This window comes from Phyllobacterium pellucidum (assembly GCF_013327855.1).
Classification (GTDB): domain Bacteria; phylum Pseudomonadota; class Alphaproteobacteria; order Rhizobiales; family Rhizobiaceae; genus Phyllobacterium; species Phyllobacterium pellucidum.
Genome location: NZ_JABUMX010000003.1, coordinates 484,652 through 500,766, shown reverse-complemented (window position 1 = coordinate 500,766; position 16,115 = coordinate 484,652). Strand labels below are relative to the sequence as shown.

Here is a 16,115-nt window from a genome sequence, read left to right as displayed (position 1 = left end):
GATTAGTCTTCCGCTTCGGTCGCCACGAGCTTCCAGTTCGGGTCCTTCGAACGCGTGTCGCGGGCGAACGTCCAGACATCCTTGACCTCGGCAACCGCTTCCTTGTCGCCGTCGATGACCGTACCGTTCTTGTCGAGCGTTGCGGAGATCAGTTCGCTGACGATGCGAACGGTGACATGAGATTCGGTGCCCTTCATCTCGGCGCCGATAATATCGGCCTTGTTGATGCCAACGAAGGAAGACTGAACCTTTTCGCCGCGCGACTCCCGATCGGCTATGGCGGCGACGAAACCGTCGAACACTTCGCGCGACAGGAGCGACTTCAGCGTCTTGCGGTCGCCATCGGCAAAGGACATGACGATCATTTCATAGGCCATCTTCGATCCGTCGAGGAATTTTGCCGGCTCGAAGCTCGGATCGGCATTCTGAATCGCACGCAATCCGTCATTGAGGGGCGTACCCGGCTTGGCAACAGCATCGACCTTTTCGAAGCTGCTTTCCTTCACTTCGCCGCGACGCGGCAGCGAAACCACATTGTCGCTCGGCTTGGCCTTGTCTTCGACCTCGGCCGTTCGGGTATAGGGGTTGAACGGAGGGCGCTCGTTGCCGGTCCGCCGGCCAAGGACCTTGCGCAGCTGGAGGAAGATCACCACCGCCGCCACGAAGAAGAAAATCGTTCCAAAGTCCAGATATTCCATGTCGCCTGCCACTCATCCCAGCGTTCGTTAGGGTCTTCGATCTTCTGCCGAAATACCAAATTCATATAGATTGCCAATGGCAATCATACAAATGCTCATCTTGCTTGCCTATATAGGCATGAAATCGACGCGGGGAATGGATAATATCCCCATATGTCCTTTGAAAGGTAAATTAGTTTTGCGATCGCTTTTCGTTCCCCTGCTCCTGCTCGCCTTGCCGTTCCTGGAGATTGCCGGATTTGTCATCGTTGGCAGCAAGATCGGCGTCCTCGCAACGCTGGGCCTCGTGATCCTGTCGATCTTTCTTGGCGTCTTCCTTCTGCGTGTACAGGGCTTCGGCCTGATTCAGCACATTCGGTCCGAGACGGCAGCCGGTCGCACGCCGGGGCGCGAACTCGTTCACGGTGTCATGTTGATCGTCGCGGCCTTCCTCCTGATCGTTCCCGGGTTCATTACCGATATCATTGGCCTGCTTCTGTTCATTCCGGCAGTGCGGGATGTCGGCTGGCGGCTGGTCAAGGACCGCATCGTCGTCGTCAAGCCCGGTATGCGCCGGTCGCCGCGTTCGGATCCGCCGGGTCGGAGGGACAGGGTGATCGATCTTAATCCGGAGGACTTTTCAAGGAAGCCAGACCCCGATTCGCCGTGGAACCCCAAACCTTGAGGCAGAGAGTTTTACGGCTCTGGGCCTAGGCTGCTGGAACTATAGGATTAGAGGTCGCGGCTTGCCTCGCTAAGGCACACATGCTAGCGAGCCACATCCAAATCGATAACCGCCGAAGCGGACGCAACAAAAGAAGGTTTCCAGACAATGGCTCAAAAGCCTGACGAGAATGCCGAAAACGGCAACGAAGTGACCAATGGGAATGGTACGAGCCCGCAGCAGACGCTGAACATTCTGGCTCAATATGTAAAAGACCTTTCTTTCGAGAGCCCGGGCGCTCCGCTTTCGCTGCGTCCGCGCGACAAGGCACCCGGGATCAGCATCAACGTGAACGTCAATGCCAATCCGATTGCCGAGAATGACTTTGACGTCGTTCTGACACTTTCGGCCAAGGCCGGCGAAGGCAAGGAAGTCCTCTTCAATGCCGAACTCGTCTATGGCGGCGTCTTCCGTCTCGTTGGTTTCCCGCAGGAACATTTGCTGCCGCTGCTCTTCATCGAGTGCCCACGCCTTCTCTTCCCGTTTGCGCGCCAGATCATTGCAGAAGCCACCCGCAACGGCGGTTTCCCGCCACTGATGATCGATCCGATCGATTTCGCGCAGATGTTTCAGCAGCGCATGGCCGAGGAACAGGCCAAGGCCAAGGTCAGTTGAGCCGACTACGTTTGATTTGAGAAGAACCCGGGCTGGTCCCGGGTTTTTTATTGATGAACGGCGACGCGTTCGTTCCAGATAGCCTTTTCGCCGATCTTTGTGACGAGTTGTGCATGGGCGGATATTTCAGCCTCGGTCAGGCGCGGCTTCAGCGGCACTGGGCGCGGCGAAATCAGGATCACGCGAGACTCGCCGCCCGTGCGGCCGCTGTCACCCTGTTCGGCGATGGTCAGACCGAGCGCCGCCTGCTTGCCGCCGATAAGCTCGATATAGACCTCGGCGAGCAACTGCGAATCGAGAAGCGCGCCGTGCATCGTGCGGTGGCTGTTGTCGATGCCATAGCGCCGGCAGAGCGCATCAAGCGAGTTTGGACCCATAGGATGCTTGCGGCGGGCGAGCGCCAGCGTATCAACGACCCGGTCCGTATGGATCGGCGGATGACCAAGCCGATTGAGCTCGGTATTGATAAAGCCGATGTCGAACATCGCGTTATGCGCGATCAGCTTGGCGCCGTCGATGAAATCCAGGAAGTCATGCAGGATGCCAGCGAAAAGCGGCTTGTCGAGCAGCTTGTCGTTGCTGATGCCATGAACCGCCAGCGCATCGGCGTGAACAGCCTTGCCTTCAGGATTGATATAGACGTGGAACGTACGGCCGGTCGGAAACCGGTTGATCAGTTCGACGCCGCCAATTTCGATGACGCGGTCTTCCAGCCGGTCGAGGCCGGTTGTTTCCGTATCGAAAATGATCTCGCGCATCGACTCACCTTTTTTGCCCACGTTCCATGAAACCAACGCGTGGGGCAAGTCCGGATTGTCAGTATCCCCTTTTCAACGAACGAGGGCTCACGCCTCAGCGATCAGCGCCGCGATGATCTTGTTGACTGCGGCGCGCGTGATAGCAAAATCGTAACGCGTGTCGACGACGAAATCCGCCCGCCTTCTCTTTTCGGCGTCGGGCATTTGTCGGGCCAGGATTGCTTCGAGCTTTTCCGGCGTCATGCCAGGCCGATCGAGGACGCGTTGGCGTTGCACCTCTTCCGGCGCAGAAACGACGAGAACCTTGTCCACGCGCTTTTCGCCGCCAGTTTCGAACAGGAGCGGAATGTCGAGGACAATCAACTTTTCCCCGCGCTCCCTCGCCTCATCGCGAAACCTGATTTCTTCGTCGCGAACGAGCGGGTGGATGATTGCCTCGAGCCGCTTCAACGCTTCGCGATTGCCGACAACGGCCGACGAGAGCTTCGTGCGATCAACCGTGCCGCCCGCCGTCGTTCCAGGGAACGCGTCTTCGATCAGGGGCACGGCGACGCCGGAGTAAAGCCTGTGCACGGCGTCATCGGCCGAATGTACCGGAATTCCGGCATCCATGAACATCTGCGCCGCGGTGGATTTGCCCATGCCGATAGATCCGGTGAGCCCAAGCACGATCATCGCTTTGCCATATCCGCGAGCACAAGGTCGCGCAATTCAACGGTTACTTCCGGCCTTTTCCCGAACCAGTGTTCGAAGCCGGGTACCGCTTGATGCAACAGCATGCCGAGCCCATCGACGGTCTTCAATCCGCAAGCGCGTGCGGCATGCAGCAGCGGTGTTTCGAGCGGAACGTAAACAATATCGGTGACCAGGGCGTCCGGTCTGGCACTTGCAAGATCAATCTCCAGTTCATCCTTGCCTTCCATGCCGAGCGAAGTCGTATTCACGATGAGATCGGCGTCCCGTGTCAGTTCGGGCACGGCCGCCCAGGAATGAGCGCTAACGCCTTTGCCAAATCGGTCGGCAAGTTCCTGCGCACGGCCAAGGGTACGATTGACGATGCGGATATCGCTGAAGCCGCGCTGCTTCAGCGCATAGACAATGGCGCGGCTGGCGCCGCCCGCGCCGAGAACAAGTGCGCTGCTGCCCTTGTCCCAGCCCGGGCCATAAGCGTCGAGATTTGCCGCAAAGCCATAGGCATCCGTATTCCCGCCCCAAAGCGCGCCGTCGCGGAACCAAAGCGTGTTGACCGCCCCAATCTCCTCTGCAGCGGCATCGAGCCTATCGGCGAGAGCGAAGGCTGCTTCCTTGTGTGGAAGGGTAATATTGCCGCCGACCAAACCGGCCTGCCGCATCCCGGTGACGAAGTTCGCGAAACTATCAGGCGCAACTTCAATCGCCCGGTAGGAGCCGGCAATTCCATGGGTCTTCAGCCAATGGCCATGAATGAGCGGCGAGCGCGAATGGCGAATGGGATAACCAGCAACAAAGGCATGCAATGCGTCAGCCATCGATGGCACCTTCCCGGCGCAGTTCAACAAGCAATGGCAGCAAGGGCAGGCCGACAATGGTGAAATAGTCGCCGTCAATCTTTTCGAACAATTGCACGCCCTCGCCCTCGATCTGATAGGCACCGACACTTTGCAGGGCAATCTCGCCGGCACGAGAAAGGTAACGACCGATAAAGCCCGGGTCGAGATCGCGCACCGTCATGCGGGCCACCGATACGTGTCGCCACAAGGTCTCGCCGTCCCTGGCAAGCACCACAGCGCTGTTCAGATGATGTGTCTGGCCCGAAAGCTTGAGCAATTGCCGGCGGGCAGCATCCATGTCGTCAGGTTTGTGCAGCACCTCATCGCCAAGGGACAAGGTTTGATCCGACCCGATCACCAAGGCCCCGGGATTGCGTTCACTCACCTCGAGCGCCTTGGCTTCGGCGAGGACAAGCGCGACATCTTCGGGTGTTGCGCCGGTGTCGTAAAGCGGCGCTTCCACCGCGCGCTCGTCTATATTCGCCGCTTGCGCTGTGAAGCTGATGCCGGCGTTTTTCAAGAGCGTGGCGCGGAACGGGCTCTTGGAGGCTAGGATGATATCCATGGCGTCGTCCTCGTAAGATTGGTTGCTGCTTGCGTTATCGCCCCTCTGCCCGGAGGGCAAGAACCGCGGCTGCCGTTTCTTCGATGGAGCGGCGCGATACATCTATCATCGGCCAGTTGTGGCGATGGCATATCTGCCTCGCATAGGTCAATTCCTCGATGATGTTGGCTCGATCGAGGTACTGCTCGGCATCGAAATTCTGCGAAGCGCCGAGCACCCGGTGCTGGCGCACCTGCGATATCCGTTCGGCAGACGCGACAAGTCCAACGACCAGCGGCCTTTGCGAGCGAACAAGAACATCGGGTATGGGAACGCCGACGACGATCGGCACATTGACCGTCTTGATACCGCGATTTGCGAGATAAATGCTTGTAGGCGTTTTAGACGTTCGGGAAATGCCGATGAGGACGACATCCGCTTCCTCCATGTCGAGCGGCAATTGGCCGTCATCGTGCTCCATGGTGAAGTTCAACGCATCGATGCGGCGGAAATACTCGGCGTTGAGGACATGTTGTGCGCCGACGCGTCGCCCCGCCGGCGTGCCCAGATAAGATTGAAATATTCCGAGAACGGGTTCCAGCACCGAGACGCAGGGCACGCCCAGCGCCACACAGCCGTCGTGGATCATCGCCGCAAGGCGTTGATCGATAATCGTATAAAGAACGATTCCGGGCTCGGCATCTATGCTGTCGAGCACGCGGCGGATCTGCTTTTCCGTGCGTATCAGCGGATAAACGTGTTCGATCGCCCGCGCATGGGCATATTGCGCCGAGGCCGCTCGGCCAGCGGCGATGAGAGTCTCTCCGGTCGCATCAGAAATCATGTGGAGATGGAAGTAGTTTACCGGTTTCGTCACAGGAATTTCCACGCTCTGTTGATGGCTGGGGATAAAACGCCCCGCCTGCCACAACAGATGGCAGCCATGTGAATTCTTGGCAAGTCATCCACAGCGGGCGCGCCTGTGGGCGTCTCTTCGCAGGGCTGCGGCACTATGGGGAAATTCAAAACCTCTTTATGATTGTCCGCTATTTCTTCACAGGAATTTCCACAACCACCGTCAACATAAGCTATTGAATTATATTCATAAAATCGACAGTCCTTACAAAACGTTCCAGAATCTGTTTGGCTATCCCGGACTAATCGTTCAATTGTTAGCTGTGGGAAAGTTCTGGCATTCGGGTAATTCCCAGTACAAACAGACTCTAAGAATCAAAAAATCCAAAATAGATCTGAATTTCTTTTTTATAGAACAGGGTGGAGAGAACGATGGTTCGCAAAGTGATGAAAGTCCTTGGAGGCGAGACTGTCTTCCCTCCTCCGATCTGGATGATGCGCCAGGCCGGGCGCTATCTGCCTGAATACCGGGAAGTCAGAAAGAACGCGGGAAGCTTTCTCGACCTTTGCTATTCACCCGACCTTGCCGTCGAAGTGACCATGCAGCCGATCCGTCGGTTTGGCTTTGATGCGGCAATTCTGTTTTCCGATATTCTCGTCGTGCCGCATGCACTGGGTCGTGATCTTCGTTTTGAAGAAGGTCGCGGTCCGTTGATGACGCCGATCGATGTCGATGGAATATTCTGGCTTGAATCGGGAGGGGCCGCCGATCGCCTGGAGCCGGTCTACGAGACCGTTCGGCTTCTGCGCCAGCAGCTGCCTAACGAGACGACGCTGCTCGGCTTCTGCGGGGCGCCCTGGACCGTTGCGACCTATATGATCGCCGGACACGGTACGCCGGACCAGGCGCCGGCCCGTCTTTTCGCCTATCGCCATCCCGATGCATTTCAGAAATTGCTGGACGAGCTTGCCGATGTCTCAGCCGAATATCTCATCAGGCAAATTGGGGCCGGCGCCGATGCAGTGCAAATCTTCGATTCCTGGGCAGGTGTTCTCGACGAAGCGTCGTTCGAGCAATTCTGCATCGCTCCGGTAGCGGGGATCGTGGAGAAGGTTCGGGCTGTTCATCCGACTGTGCCGATCATCGGCTTTCCAAAGGGCGCAGGCGCACTTTACGCCAATTATCGCGAGCGAACCGGCGTTACAGCACTGGGCCTTGATTGGTCTGTGCCGCTTTCCATGGCGTCATCCTTGCAGGGTAGTGGTCCGGTTCAGGGTAACCTCGATCCCTTACGGGTCGTTGCCGGCGGCAAACCGCTCGACGATGGTGTCGATGCAATTCTCGAAGCTTTGGGACATGGCCCGCTGATCTTCAATCTCGGTCACGGCATTACGCCGGATGCCCCTGTCGCGCATGTGGAGCAGATGATCAACCGCGTGCGCCTCGCGTCTCCGCGGCCCTGATATGGCGAATACGGGGTTCGATCGATGAGTAATTCGGGTTCAGCTGAGACCAACTCCAGTAATGTTCCACTTCTTCCGCGTGTGATCGTCGCGGCTGTTGCGCTGTGCCTAGTTGTCCTGGTTGTTTTCTATCCTGACGATGCCTATTTATGGGTGAAGGCTGTCCACGTCATCGCCGTGATCTCATGGATGGCAGGGATGCTCTATCTTCCACGCCTGTTTGTCTATCATTGCGCGGTTCAGCCGGGGTCGAGCGAGTCCGAGACCTTCAAGGTCATGGAACGACGGCTGCTTAAGGCAATCATCAACCCCGCAATGGGGGCAACGTGGGTTGCGGGCCTATGGCTCGCCTGGAAGAGTGCGGCCTATGTGGATGGCTGGTTCCACGTCAAGTTTCTGGCCGTTCTCATTCTTTCAGGCGTCCATGGATACTTTTCGAAGTCGGTAAGGTTGTTTGCCGAGGACCGAAATGTTAAATCGCAGCGCTTCTGGCGGTTGATGAACGAAGTTCCGACACTTCTCATGGTCATTATCGTCATCATGGTCATCATAAAGCCATTTTGATTGATCACAGAAACTGCTAATCTAGCATCAAAACCAATCATGAAATCACTTGCCCTTGCTGGCTGGATTAGCTAGATAGGGGCCTCCTCTCCGGAAATACCGCCACAGCATCTTCAGCCAAATCTTTTTTCTGGCACTGCGTTTGGGCATCGTCATTTCCCTTTCCCATTTCTCAACATTAAAATTAAGAGTTCCGCCACACATGCAGGAAATGAAACTACAAGAACTCAAGAACAAGACGGCGGTTGACCTTCTCGCCTTTGCGGAGTCGCTTGAGGTGGAAAATGCCAGCGTCATGCGCAAACAGGAATTGATGTTTGCGATACTGAAAAAGCTGGCTTCGCAAGAAGTCGAGATCATCGGCGAAGGCGTCGTCGAAATCTTGCAGGACGGATTTGGCTTTATGCGGTCCGCCAATGCCAACTACCTCCCAGGTCCAGACGACATATATATCTCGCCGTCGCAGATACGGCGGTTTTCGCTGAAGACCGGCGATACGGTCGAGGGTCCCATTCGCGGCCCGAAGGAAGGCGAGCGTTATTTTGCGCTGCTCAAGGTCAATACGATCAATTTCGAAGACCCCGAGAAGATCCGCCACAAGATCCACTTCGACAATCTGACGCCGCTCTATCCGAACGAGCGCTTCAAGATGGAGTTGGAAAATCCGACGACCAAGGATCTTTCGGCGCGCGTGATCGATCTCGTCGCGCCGCTCGGCAAAGGCCAGCGCGGTCTCATCGTTGCACCGCCGCGTACGGGTAAGACTGTCCTCCTCCAGAACATTGCTCATTCCATCACAGCCAATCATCCCGAATGCTATCTCATCGTTCTTCTCATCGACGAGCGTCCGGAAGAAGTCACGGACATGCAGCGTTCGGTAAAGGGCGAAGTTGTATCATCGACATTCGACGAGCCGGCCTCGCGCCACGTTCAGGTCGCCGAGATGGTGATCGAAAAGGCCAAGCGTCTGGTTGAGCACGGACGCGACGTCGTCATCCTCCTCGATTCAATCACCCGCCTCGGCCGCGCCTACAACACGGTTGTGCCGTCATCGGGTAAGGTTCTGACCGGCGGTGTCGACGCCAACGCCTTGCAGCGACCTAAGCGCTTCTTCGGCGCGGCCCGCAATATCGAAGAAGGCGGTTCGTTGACGATCATCGCGACTGCCCTGATCGATACCGGCAGCCGTATGGACGAAGTGATCTTTGAAGAGTTCAAGGGTACCGGCAACTCGGAAATCGTGCTCGACCGTAAGGTCGCCGACAAGCGTATTTTCCCGGCGATGGACATTCTGAAGTCCGGCACGCGCAAGGAAGACCTCCTCGTTCCGCGCCAGGATCTCCAGAAGATCTTCGTGCTGCGCCGTATCTTGGCGCCGATGGGAACGACCGACGCGATCGAATTCCTCATCGACAAGCTCAAGCAGACCAAGACCAATGGCGAGTTCTTCGACTCGATGAATACATAAACCTAGCTGCCCGGTCGAAGCAGTGCAGACAGCGCCTCGGCAGAGGTTACAGGTGCAAGGCATACAAACCCGCGGCAAAGATAGGCCGCGGGTTTTTCTATTGTGACGTCGCCGCCACCGGGTATGAGTTCGACCTTCTTGCCGTCGGTGAATTCAATCCAGATATCGCTGCGCCGCGGATCAGGGGAGCGCCGTGCAATCTCCACCAGTGGATGATCGAGGGTTGGCGTCACAATGGTGAGTTTCATAGGCTCGAGCAGCAGGCTGGCGCTGTTGAGAACCCCGGCCTGGCCGAAACGCTGCTGCAGCACACGGCCGATTGCACCTTCCGTCATCCGCTCCGTTCGTTCGCGCAGCTGGTCGTCGTTGGATAGCGTGGCAAGACGCGCCATGGCCTCTATGATCTGGCCAGTCGCGCTTGGTATGGCCTCATCCTGGTCCCCGCGTACGCGGATGATAACGTCGCCACTATCGGAAGCGGTCAGGGCATATCCGCCGTCCGGAGCTTGATACCAATTATCAAGCGCAGCAAGCCAGCGGCGAGCGTCGGCGATATAGCGGTGCTCATGCGTTACCTGATACAATGACAGCGCGGCATTCATCATGGCACCATAGTCGGACGACAATCCCGGAAATTGGCGCGAATTTCCCAAGACTGAGTGAGGAAGACGATCCTCGACCATCGATTCGGCAACGGAACGATAGGTTTCAATCGCAAGAGCCAGCCAATCCGGGCGATCAAATACCACCGAAGCTTCGGCAAGAGCGCGAATAGCAAGACCATTCCAGTCGGTCAGTGCCTTGTTGTCCCGTCCGGGCCGCGGTCTTGCCTCGCGTAACTTAAAAAGCTTGCGCCGTTGGCGAGCGAGATCTGCCTCTTCTTGGGCGCTGCCCAATCGAGGCGTTCGCAATCTGTTCAGGATATTTTTACCCTCCCAGTTACCGCCTTCGTTCACATCGTAGACCTTGCGGAGGGTCTCAAAATCCGCGTCGTCCGGGATCTCTTGGCTCGACCATACGTAGAAGCGGCCTTCTTCGCCTTGGCTATCTGCATCGAGGCTTGAAGCGAACCTGCCATCGATTCGCATTTCTCGTTCCAGCCACGCCACTGTCTCTTCGATTCGTTGACGAAACAATTCTTCGCCCGTCGCCGCATATGCCCAAGTGGCATGGCGGATCATCTGTGCATTGTCGTAAAGCATCTTTTCGAAATGCGGCACGAGCCAGTTCTCGTCCACCGAGTAACGCGACAGTCCTCCCCCTAGGTGATCGTAGATTCCTCCCTGCAGCATCATATGCAGGCTGGTCAAAAAGGCGTCGCGATGGGTCTTCGCACTCGTACGCAGCCAGGACAGCCATAAAGCATCCATGAACGGCGCACTCGGAAACTTGGGCGCACCGGCAATGCCGCCTTTCTCGAGGTCCATCATTTCGAAGACATTGTTGGCGAATTGATCAAAGAGTGCTGCATCAAGTTTTGACGGCTCCGCACGCGCATCAAGGCGACTGCTGACATGATTCACTAGAGCCTGAACGTTTTGTTCGACGCGAATCCTGTCTTCATGCCACACCTTGCTGATCAGGCGCAGGACATCGAGAAAGCCGGGCTTGCCATAGCGTGAATGCTTCGGAAAATAGGTGCCGCCCCAGAAAGGCTTTGCTTCCGGCGTTAGAAACATCGTCAGGGGCCACCCGCCCTGTTCGCCCATAGCGCCGAGCGCGGCCATATAGATTTGGTCGATGTCGGGTCGCTCCTCGCGGTCGACCTTGACGTTGACAAAAAGCTCGTTCATCAGAGTCGCCACCTCGGTGTCTTCGAAACACTCGTGCGCCATAACGTGGCACCAGTGGCAAGCGGCATAACCCACAGACAGCAGGATCGGCTTTTGCACATCCTGTGCCTCGGCGAGCGCAGCAGGACCCCACGCCCGCCAATGGACCGGATTGGTGGCATGCTGACGCAGGTAGGGGCTTGATTCCTGGCCAAGCAGGTTTCGTCGCTCAGTCATCTTCGCTGCAGCCTTTTCGAAGAAGCCTTGATTGGCTATTGAGGACTATTCTAGTACGGATGATGAAAATGAAACAGAGTGTCTCGGGCGAGACTATATTCGCACTCTCAAGTGGCAGACTGCCTGCCGGCGTCGCGATCATCCGTCTGTCTGGCCCAAAGACTCGATTCGTTATCGAAACAATCTGTGGTAAGTTGCCAGCGCCACGCGTGGCTGCGCTGAGAACGTTTGTCGATTGTGACGGTAATCCTATCGACAGAGGCCTTGTTATCTATTTTCCGGCTCCAAGCAGTTTTACCGGTGAAGAGTGTGGAGAATTTCACCTGCACGGCGGCAAGGCGGTCGCCGACGCAATGATTACCTGCATGTATTCCTTCGAGGGTTGTCGGATGGCGGAGGCCGGCGAGTTTACTAAGCGCGCCTATGAAAACGGCAAATTCGACCTGACGGTCGCCGAGGGGCTTGCGGACCTCATTGCTGCCGAGACCGAGGGGCAGCGGAGGCTCGCCTTGCACATTGCCTCGGGAGCGCAAGCGTCGCTCTATTCGGGTTGGCGCCAGGAACTCATTCGCGCGCGCGCGCTTATCGAAGCAGAACTCGACTTTGCCGACGAGGCGGATGTGCCGGGCTCAGTCTCGGATCAGGTGTGGACCGATCTTAGCGAACTCGGCCAACGGATTAGCAAGCACGTGGCGGACGGCAAGCGAGGTGTTCTTGTTCGCGACGGCTTCCGTGTGGTCATAGTAGGAGAGCCCAACGCAGGTAAGTCAAGTCTGCTCAATGCGCTTGCGGGAAGCGATGTCGCCATCGTCTCCGACGAGCCTGGAACAACACGCGACTTAATTGAGATCAAACTTGACCTCGGAGGCCTTCCGGTCCTCGTGACGGACACGGCAGGCTTGCGTGACACGGAGGGAAAAGTCGAACGCATCGGAATTAATCGTGCACGAGAACGCGCCGCGGCCGCCGACCTGGTGGTCGCGCTGGTCGATCTTTCCAATGCTGCCGCCGACTTCCCGGGAGATGTCGATAACGCGGCCGTGCTGCGCGTTGGCACCAAGTTCGACCTGAACCCGGCCTATAAACGAGATGACTGCGATCTGGTGATTTCCGTACGAGACAATGATGGACTTGAAGCGTTGCTCGCGATCTTCGCTAAACGCGCCGCCGAGGCTGCGGGCAATTTGAGTGATCCATTACCGACGCGCCGCCGTCATCTCGAGCTTCTGGCGGTAACGAGCCACGAACTTGAAATGGCCGTCAGACAAGACAATGCGCCTCTCGAAGTGCGGGCCGAGTTCTTGCGACGCGCTTCCTTCGCGCTGGGACGAATTACGGGCCATGTCGATGTTGAGGATATACTTGATGTCGTCTTCTCGCAGTTCTGCATCGGCAAATGATTCACGTGAAACATCGAGTCAAACGAGCTTTTCGAAATACTGATGTTTCACGTGAAACATTGTATAGCGGCCCATACTTGACTCCACGTTGAGTTTTGCCCATCAAGGCAAGGATTCGAATCTCTGAAAGCAATGTATCGTGCAAGACGTCTATGATGTCATCGTCATCGGTGGTGGCCACGCTGGCTGCGAGGCTGCGGCAGCCTCCGCGCGCTTTGGCGCGAAAACCGCGCTGGTAACACATCGCGCGGATACAATTGGAGTTATGTCCTGCAATCCCGCCATCGGCGGCTTGGGTAAGGGCCACCTCGTCCGAGAGATCGATGCTCTTGATGGCTTGATGGGGCGTGTGGCGGATGCTGCGGGTATTCAGTTCAGATTGCTCAACCGCCGCAAGGGCCCCGCGGTGCGCGGGCCGAGAACGCAGGCCGACCGCAAGCTCTACCGGCTGGCAATGCAGCAAGCTATCGCAGAGCAGCTAAATCTGGACGTGGTCGAGGGCGGAGCCAATGACCTGATTATCGCTGACGGTAAAGTCAGCAGTGTTCAACTCATGGACGGGCGCGTGCTCTCTTGCGGCGCCGTCGTGCTGACGACTGGAACTTTTCTTCGCGGTCTCATCCACATCGGTGAGAAGAAGATACCGGCGGGCCGAATGGGCGAAGCGCCGGCTCTGGGACTCTCCGATACGCTCATGCGTCACGAGTTTGCGCTGGGTCGGCTTAAGACGGGCACCCCACCACGATTGGACGGTAGAACCATTGACTGGGACGGACTGGATGTCCAGTCGGCGGATGAAGAGCCCCTGCCCTTCTCGCTGATGACGGATGCCATCAATAACCCGCAGATTGATTGTGGCATTACCCGTACGACGCTCAGGACCCACGACATCATCCGGGCGAATCTGCATCGCTCGGCGATGTACTCAGGTTCGTTCGAAGGGATTGGTCCGCGCTATTGTCCATCGGTCGAAGACAAAATCGTCAAATTCGGCGACCGTGACGGGCATCAGATTTTCCTGGAGCCCGAAGGTCTCGACGACCAGACGGTCTATCCAAACGGTATTTCGACGTCGCTACCGGAAGCCGTACAGGTCGATCTTTTGAAGACGATCCCAGGACTTGAGCACGCTACAATGTTGCAGCCTGGTTATGCGATCGAATATGATTTTATCGATCCACGCGAACTTGACCGGGCTTTACAGACGCGGCGCATCGGCGGCCTGTTTCTGGCAGGGCAGATCAATGGGACTACGGGTTACGAAGAAGCTGCCGCTCAAGGTCTGCTGGCTGGATTAAATGCGGCTCGCTTGGCAGGGGCTGGTGACCCGGTTATTATGCAGCGGACAGAAGCTTATATTGGTGTGATGGTCGATGATCTGACTTCCCGCGGTGTGAGCGAACCCTATCGAATGTTTACCTCCCGTGCAGAATTCCGGCTGTCGCTTCGTGCTGACAATGCCGACGAACGCTTGACGCCGGTGGCCGAGAAGCTGGGCATTCTCGGTGCTGCGCGTCGTGCGCGCTTTGCAGCACGGACCCGCGACCTCGATGCGGCGCGTGAACTTGCGCAGAGCCTCAGTATTACACCGAACGCCGCCGCTGCTCATGATCTGCATCTCAACCGTGATGGCATTCGCCGGTCGGCCTACGAGCTGTTGGCCTTTCCGGATATTGATCTTGGTCGGATCAAGCGGATTTGGCCCGAACTTGGTGAACTCAATCCGCGCATTGCCGAAGCGCTGGAAATCGAAGCGCAGTACGCTGTCTATCTCGACCGCCAGAAGGCCGACGTCGCGGCAATGGAGCGAGAGGAAGCTCTCGTGATTCCTGCGTCGGTTGACTTTGCAACGACTTCGGGACTTTCGAACGAGTTGAAGCAAAAGCTGAAACAGCGACAGCCTCGGTCGATCGCGGAAGCCCAGCGCATTGACGGGATGACACCGGCTGCCCTCGCCTTGATTATTACCCAGATACGCAAGGTGACAACAGGCACTCGAGACGTCGCGTGAGTGATCAGCGCGAAGCAAGTCTAAAAAAAGTGTTATCCACTGTTTCACGTGAAACAGTGGATAATCTTATCGGGTTTGAAGACCTATTCCGCAAATGGTCAAAGGCGATCAATCTCGCCTCCCCATCTACGCTTGATCAGCTGTGGGATCGTCACATTGTCGATAGCGCGCAACTATTCAATCTCGCGCCTAATGCAAAGACGTGGCTGGATCTGGGGTCGGGCGGAGGCTTCCCGGGCGTCGTAATCGCAATTCTTCTTAACGAATGCCATGGCGGAAAAATTGACCTGGTTGAGAGCAACGGCAAGAAGGCGGCGTTCTTGCGGACCGCGATCGGGCAGTTCAAGGCACCCGGGATCGTTCACGCGGCGCGGATAGACAATGTATGGAGCAGGATCGCGACGCCGGATATTGTGACGGCTCGTGCGCTTGCATCTTTAAGCGACCTTTTCGTTCTAGCCGGCCCCTGGCTCAGAGGCGGAGCGACAGCGCTTTTTCAAAAAGGGCGGGATTACCGGCGCGAAATCGCGGAAACCCGTGACGATTGGGTCTTCGATCTGGTAGAACACCGAAGTGCGGTCGACAAAGATTCGGTAATCTTGCAGGTCAGCAATCTGCGCCCAACCGAACCTCGCGTCTAACACGCGCGCGATTCGTCCGCCTCTGGAATACGGTTTCTGCTCAGGAAGATAGTGATGAACAGTCAGACTCGCATCATTACCATAGCCAATCAGAAAGGCGGGGTTGGCAAGACAACCACCGCAATCAATCTGGCAACGGCCTTGGCAGCTATTGGCGAGAACGTCCTGGTCGTCGATCTTGATCCACAGGGCAATGCTAGCACCGGGCTTGGTATCGATCGCAAAAATCGCGACGTTTCCTCGTATGATGTACTTATGCAGACTGCATCGGTGGAGGACGCTGCGGTTGTGACAGCAGTTCCGAATTTGTCTTTGATTCCATCGACACTCGACCTCCTTGGTGTCGAAATGGAAATCGCCAACGCTGCGGACCGGGCCACGCGATTGCGCAGGGCCTTCCGTGGCAACCCGGCCGCCTCGCCATATTCCTATATATTGATCGATTGTCCGCCTTCCCTGAATCTATTGACGATGAACGCCATGGCGGTTGCAGACTCGGTCTTGGTGCCTTTGCAGTGTGAATTCTTCGCGCTTGAAGGGCTCAGCCAGCTGCTGGAAACCGTCAGCCAGGTTCGTGCTTCGCTTAACCCGCAGCTGAATATCCAGGGCATTGTCCTCACCATGTATGACGGCCGCAATAATCTGGCGACTCAGGTGGTTGACGATGTGCGCTCATTCATGGGGGACAAGGTATATCGGACCGTAATTCCTCGTAATGTTCGCGTTTCCGAGGCGCCCTCTTACGGTATCCCGGCGATTCTATATGATTTGAAATGTGCTGGCAGCCAGGCCTACCTTCAGCTTGCATCGGAAGTCATCCAGCGCGAACGCCATCTGCGCGCGGCCTGAATATCGA

General features: G+C 56.9%; 16 protein-coding genes. 9 read left to right on the top strand and 7 right to left on the bottom strand.

Features of this window, described 5'->3' with window-relative positions:
- Nucleotides 1–2: 2 nt before the first annotated feature.
- Nucleotides 3–698, bottom strand: coding sequence for a Tim44/TimA family putative adaptor protein (locus HQ945_RS15775; protein ID WP_113279928.1), 696 nt, complete (start codon nt 696–698; stop codon nt 3–5).
- 178 nt (nt 699–876) lie between these two features.
- On the opposite strand from HQ945_RS15775, the gene HQ945_RS15770 reads away from it, so the two are divergent.
- Nucleotides 877–1,362 carry an FxsA family protein gene (locus tag HQ945_RS15770; protein ID WP_246272694.1) on the top strand — a complete coding sequence of 162 codons (486 nt, stop codon included), beginning with the start codon at nt 877–879 and terminating at the stop codon, nt 1,360–1,362.
- Between the two features lie 147 nt (nt 1,363–1,509).
- On the top strand, nt 1,510–2,016 hold the full coding sequence (gene secB / locus HQ945_RS15765) for a protein-export chaperone SecB (protein ID WP_051614699.1): 507 nt from the start codon (nt 1,510–1,512) through the stop codon (nt 2,014–2,016).
- Between the two features lie 47 nt (nt 2,017–2,063).
- Here secB and dnaQ read toward each other — a convergent pair whose 3' ends face one another.
- From dnaQ to HQ945_RS15740, 5 genes are all read right to left on the bottom strand, one after another.
- Complete coding sequence (gene dnaQ / locus HQ945_RS15760; RefSeq protein WP_091920739.1) at nt 2,064–2,774, bottom strand: DNA polymerase III subunit epsilon; 711 nt, start codon at nt 2,772–2,774, stop codon at nt 2,064–2,066.
- Nucleotides 2,775–2,861: 87 nt separating this feature from the next.
- A complete protein-coding gene (gene coaE, locus HQ945_RS15755; RefSeq protein WP_113279929.1) occupies nt 2,862–3,449 on the bottom strand; it encodes a dephospho-CoA kinase in 588 nt (195 codons plus the stop codon).
- On the bottom strand, nt 3,446–4,282 hold the full coding sequence (locus HQ945_RS15750) for a shikimate dehydrogenase (RefSeq protein ID WP_027230932.1): 837 nt from the start codon (nt 4,280–4,282) through the stop codon (nt 3,446–3,448). Before HQ945_RS15750 ends, coaE begins: the two co-directional genes overlap by 4 nt.
- Complete coding sequence (locus HQ945_RS15745; protein ID WP_113279930.1) at nt 4,275–4,868, bottom strand: Maf-like protein; 594 nt, start codon at nt 4,866–4,868, stop codon at nt 4,275–4,277. Before HQ945_RS15745 ends, HQ945_RS15750 begins: the two co-directional genes overlap by 8 nt.
- 34 nt (nt 4,869–4,902) lie before the next feature.
- On the bottom strand, nt 4,903–5,691 hold the full coding sequence (locus HQ945_RS15740) for a pyruvate, water dikinase regulatory protein (protein WP_175585042.1): 789 nt from the start codon (nt 5,689–5,691) through the stop codon (nt 4,903–4,905).
- Between the two features lie 443 nt (nt 5,692–6,134).
- On the opposite strand from HQ945_RS15740, the gene hemE reads away from it, so the two are divergent.
- From hemE to rho, 3 genes are all read left to right on the top strand, one after another.
- Nucleotides 6,135–7,166, top strand: a complete 1,032-nt coding sequence (gene hemE, locus HQ945_RS15735; RefSeq protein ID WP_113279932.1) for a uroporphyrinogen decarboxylase — start codon at nt 6,135–6,137, stop codon at nt 7,164–7,166.
- 24 nt (nt 7,167–7,190) lie between these two features.
- Complete coding sequence (gene hemJ, locus HQ945_RS15730) at nt 7,191–7,730, top strand: protoporphyrinogen oxidase HemJ (protein ID WP_113279933.1); 540 nt, start codon at nt 7,191–7,193, stop codon at nt 7,728–7,730.
- A gap of 202 nt (nt 7,731–7,932) precedes the next feature.
- Complete coding sequence (rho, locus tag HQ945_RS15725; protein ID WP_027230937.1) at nt 7,933–9,198, top strand: transcription termination factor Rho; 1,266 nt, start codon at nt 7,933–7,935, stop codon at nt 9,196–9,198.
- Nucleotides 9,199–9,200: 2 nt separating this feature from the next.
- Here the strand turns inward: rho and HQ945_RS15720 are convergent, their stop codons facing one another.
- A complete protein-coding gene (locus tag HQ945_RS15720) occupies nt 9,201–11,207 on the bottom strand; it encodes a thioredoxin domain-containing protein (RefSeq protein ID WP_113279934.1) in 2,007 nt (668 codons plus the stop codon).
- Between the two features lie 68 nt (nt 11,208–11,275).
- Here HQ945_RS15720 and mnmE point away from each other — a divergent pair, with 68 nt between their 5' ends.
- The 4 genes from mnmE to HQ945_RS15700 all read left to right on the top strand — a co-directional run bounded on the left by mnmE (nt 11,276) and on the right by HQ945_RS15700 (nt 16,108).
- Nucleotides 11,276–12,607, top strand: coding sequence for a tRNA uridine-5-carboxymethylaminomethyl(34) synthesis GTPase MnmE (mnmE, locus tag HQ945_RS15715; protein ID WP_113280028.1), 1,332 nt, complete (start codon nt 11,276–11,278; stop codon nt 12,605–12,607).
- 139 nt (nt 12,608–12,746) lie between these two features.
- The gene (gene mnmG / locus HQ945_RS15710; protein ID WP_174208264.1) at nt 12,747–14,618 is read left to right on the top strand and encodes a tRNA uridine-5-carboxymethylaminomethyl(34) synthesis enzyme MnmG; all 1,872 of its coding nucleotides are present in this window, start codon (nt 12,747–12,749) and stop codon (nt 14,616–14,618) included.
- Nucleotides 14,615–15,259, top strand: coding sequence for a 16S rRNA (guanine(527)-N(7))-methyltransferase RsmG (gene rsmG, locus HQ945_RS15705; RefSeq protein ID WP_113279936.1), 645 nt, complete (start codon nt 14,615–14,617; stop codon nt 15,257–15,259). The genes mnmG and rsmG overlap by 4 nt, the downstream gene beginning before the upstream one ends.
- Before the next feature lie 54 nt (nt 15,260–15,313).
- Nucleotides 15,314–16,108 (top strand): ParA family protein, encoded by a 795-nt coding sequence (locus tag HQ945_RS15700; RefSeq protein WP_162737120.1) that lies wholly within the window; start codon nt 15,314–15,316, stop codon nt 16,106–16,108.
- The last annotated feature ends 7 nt before the right edge of the window (nt 16,109–16,115 follow it).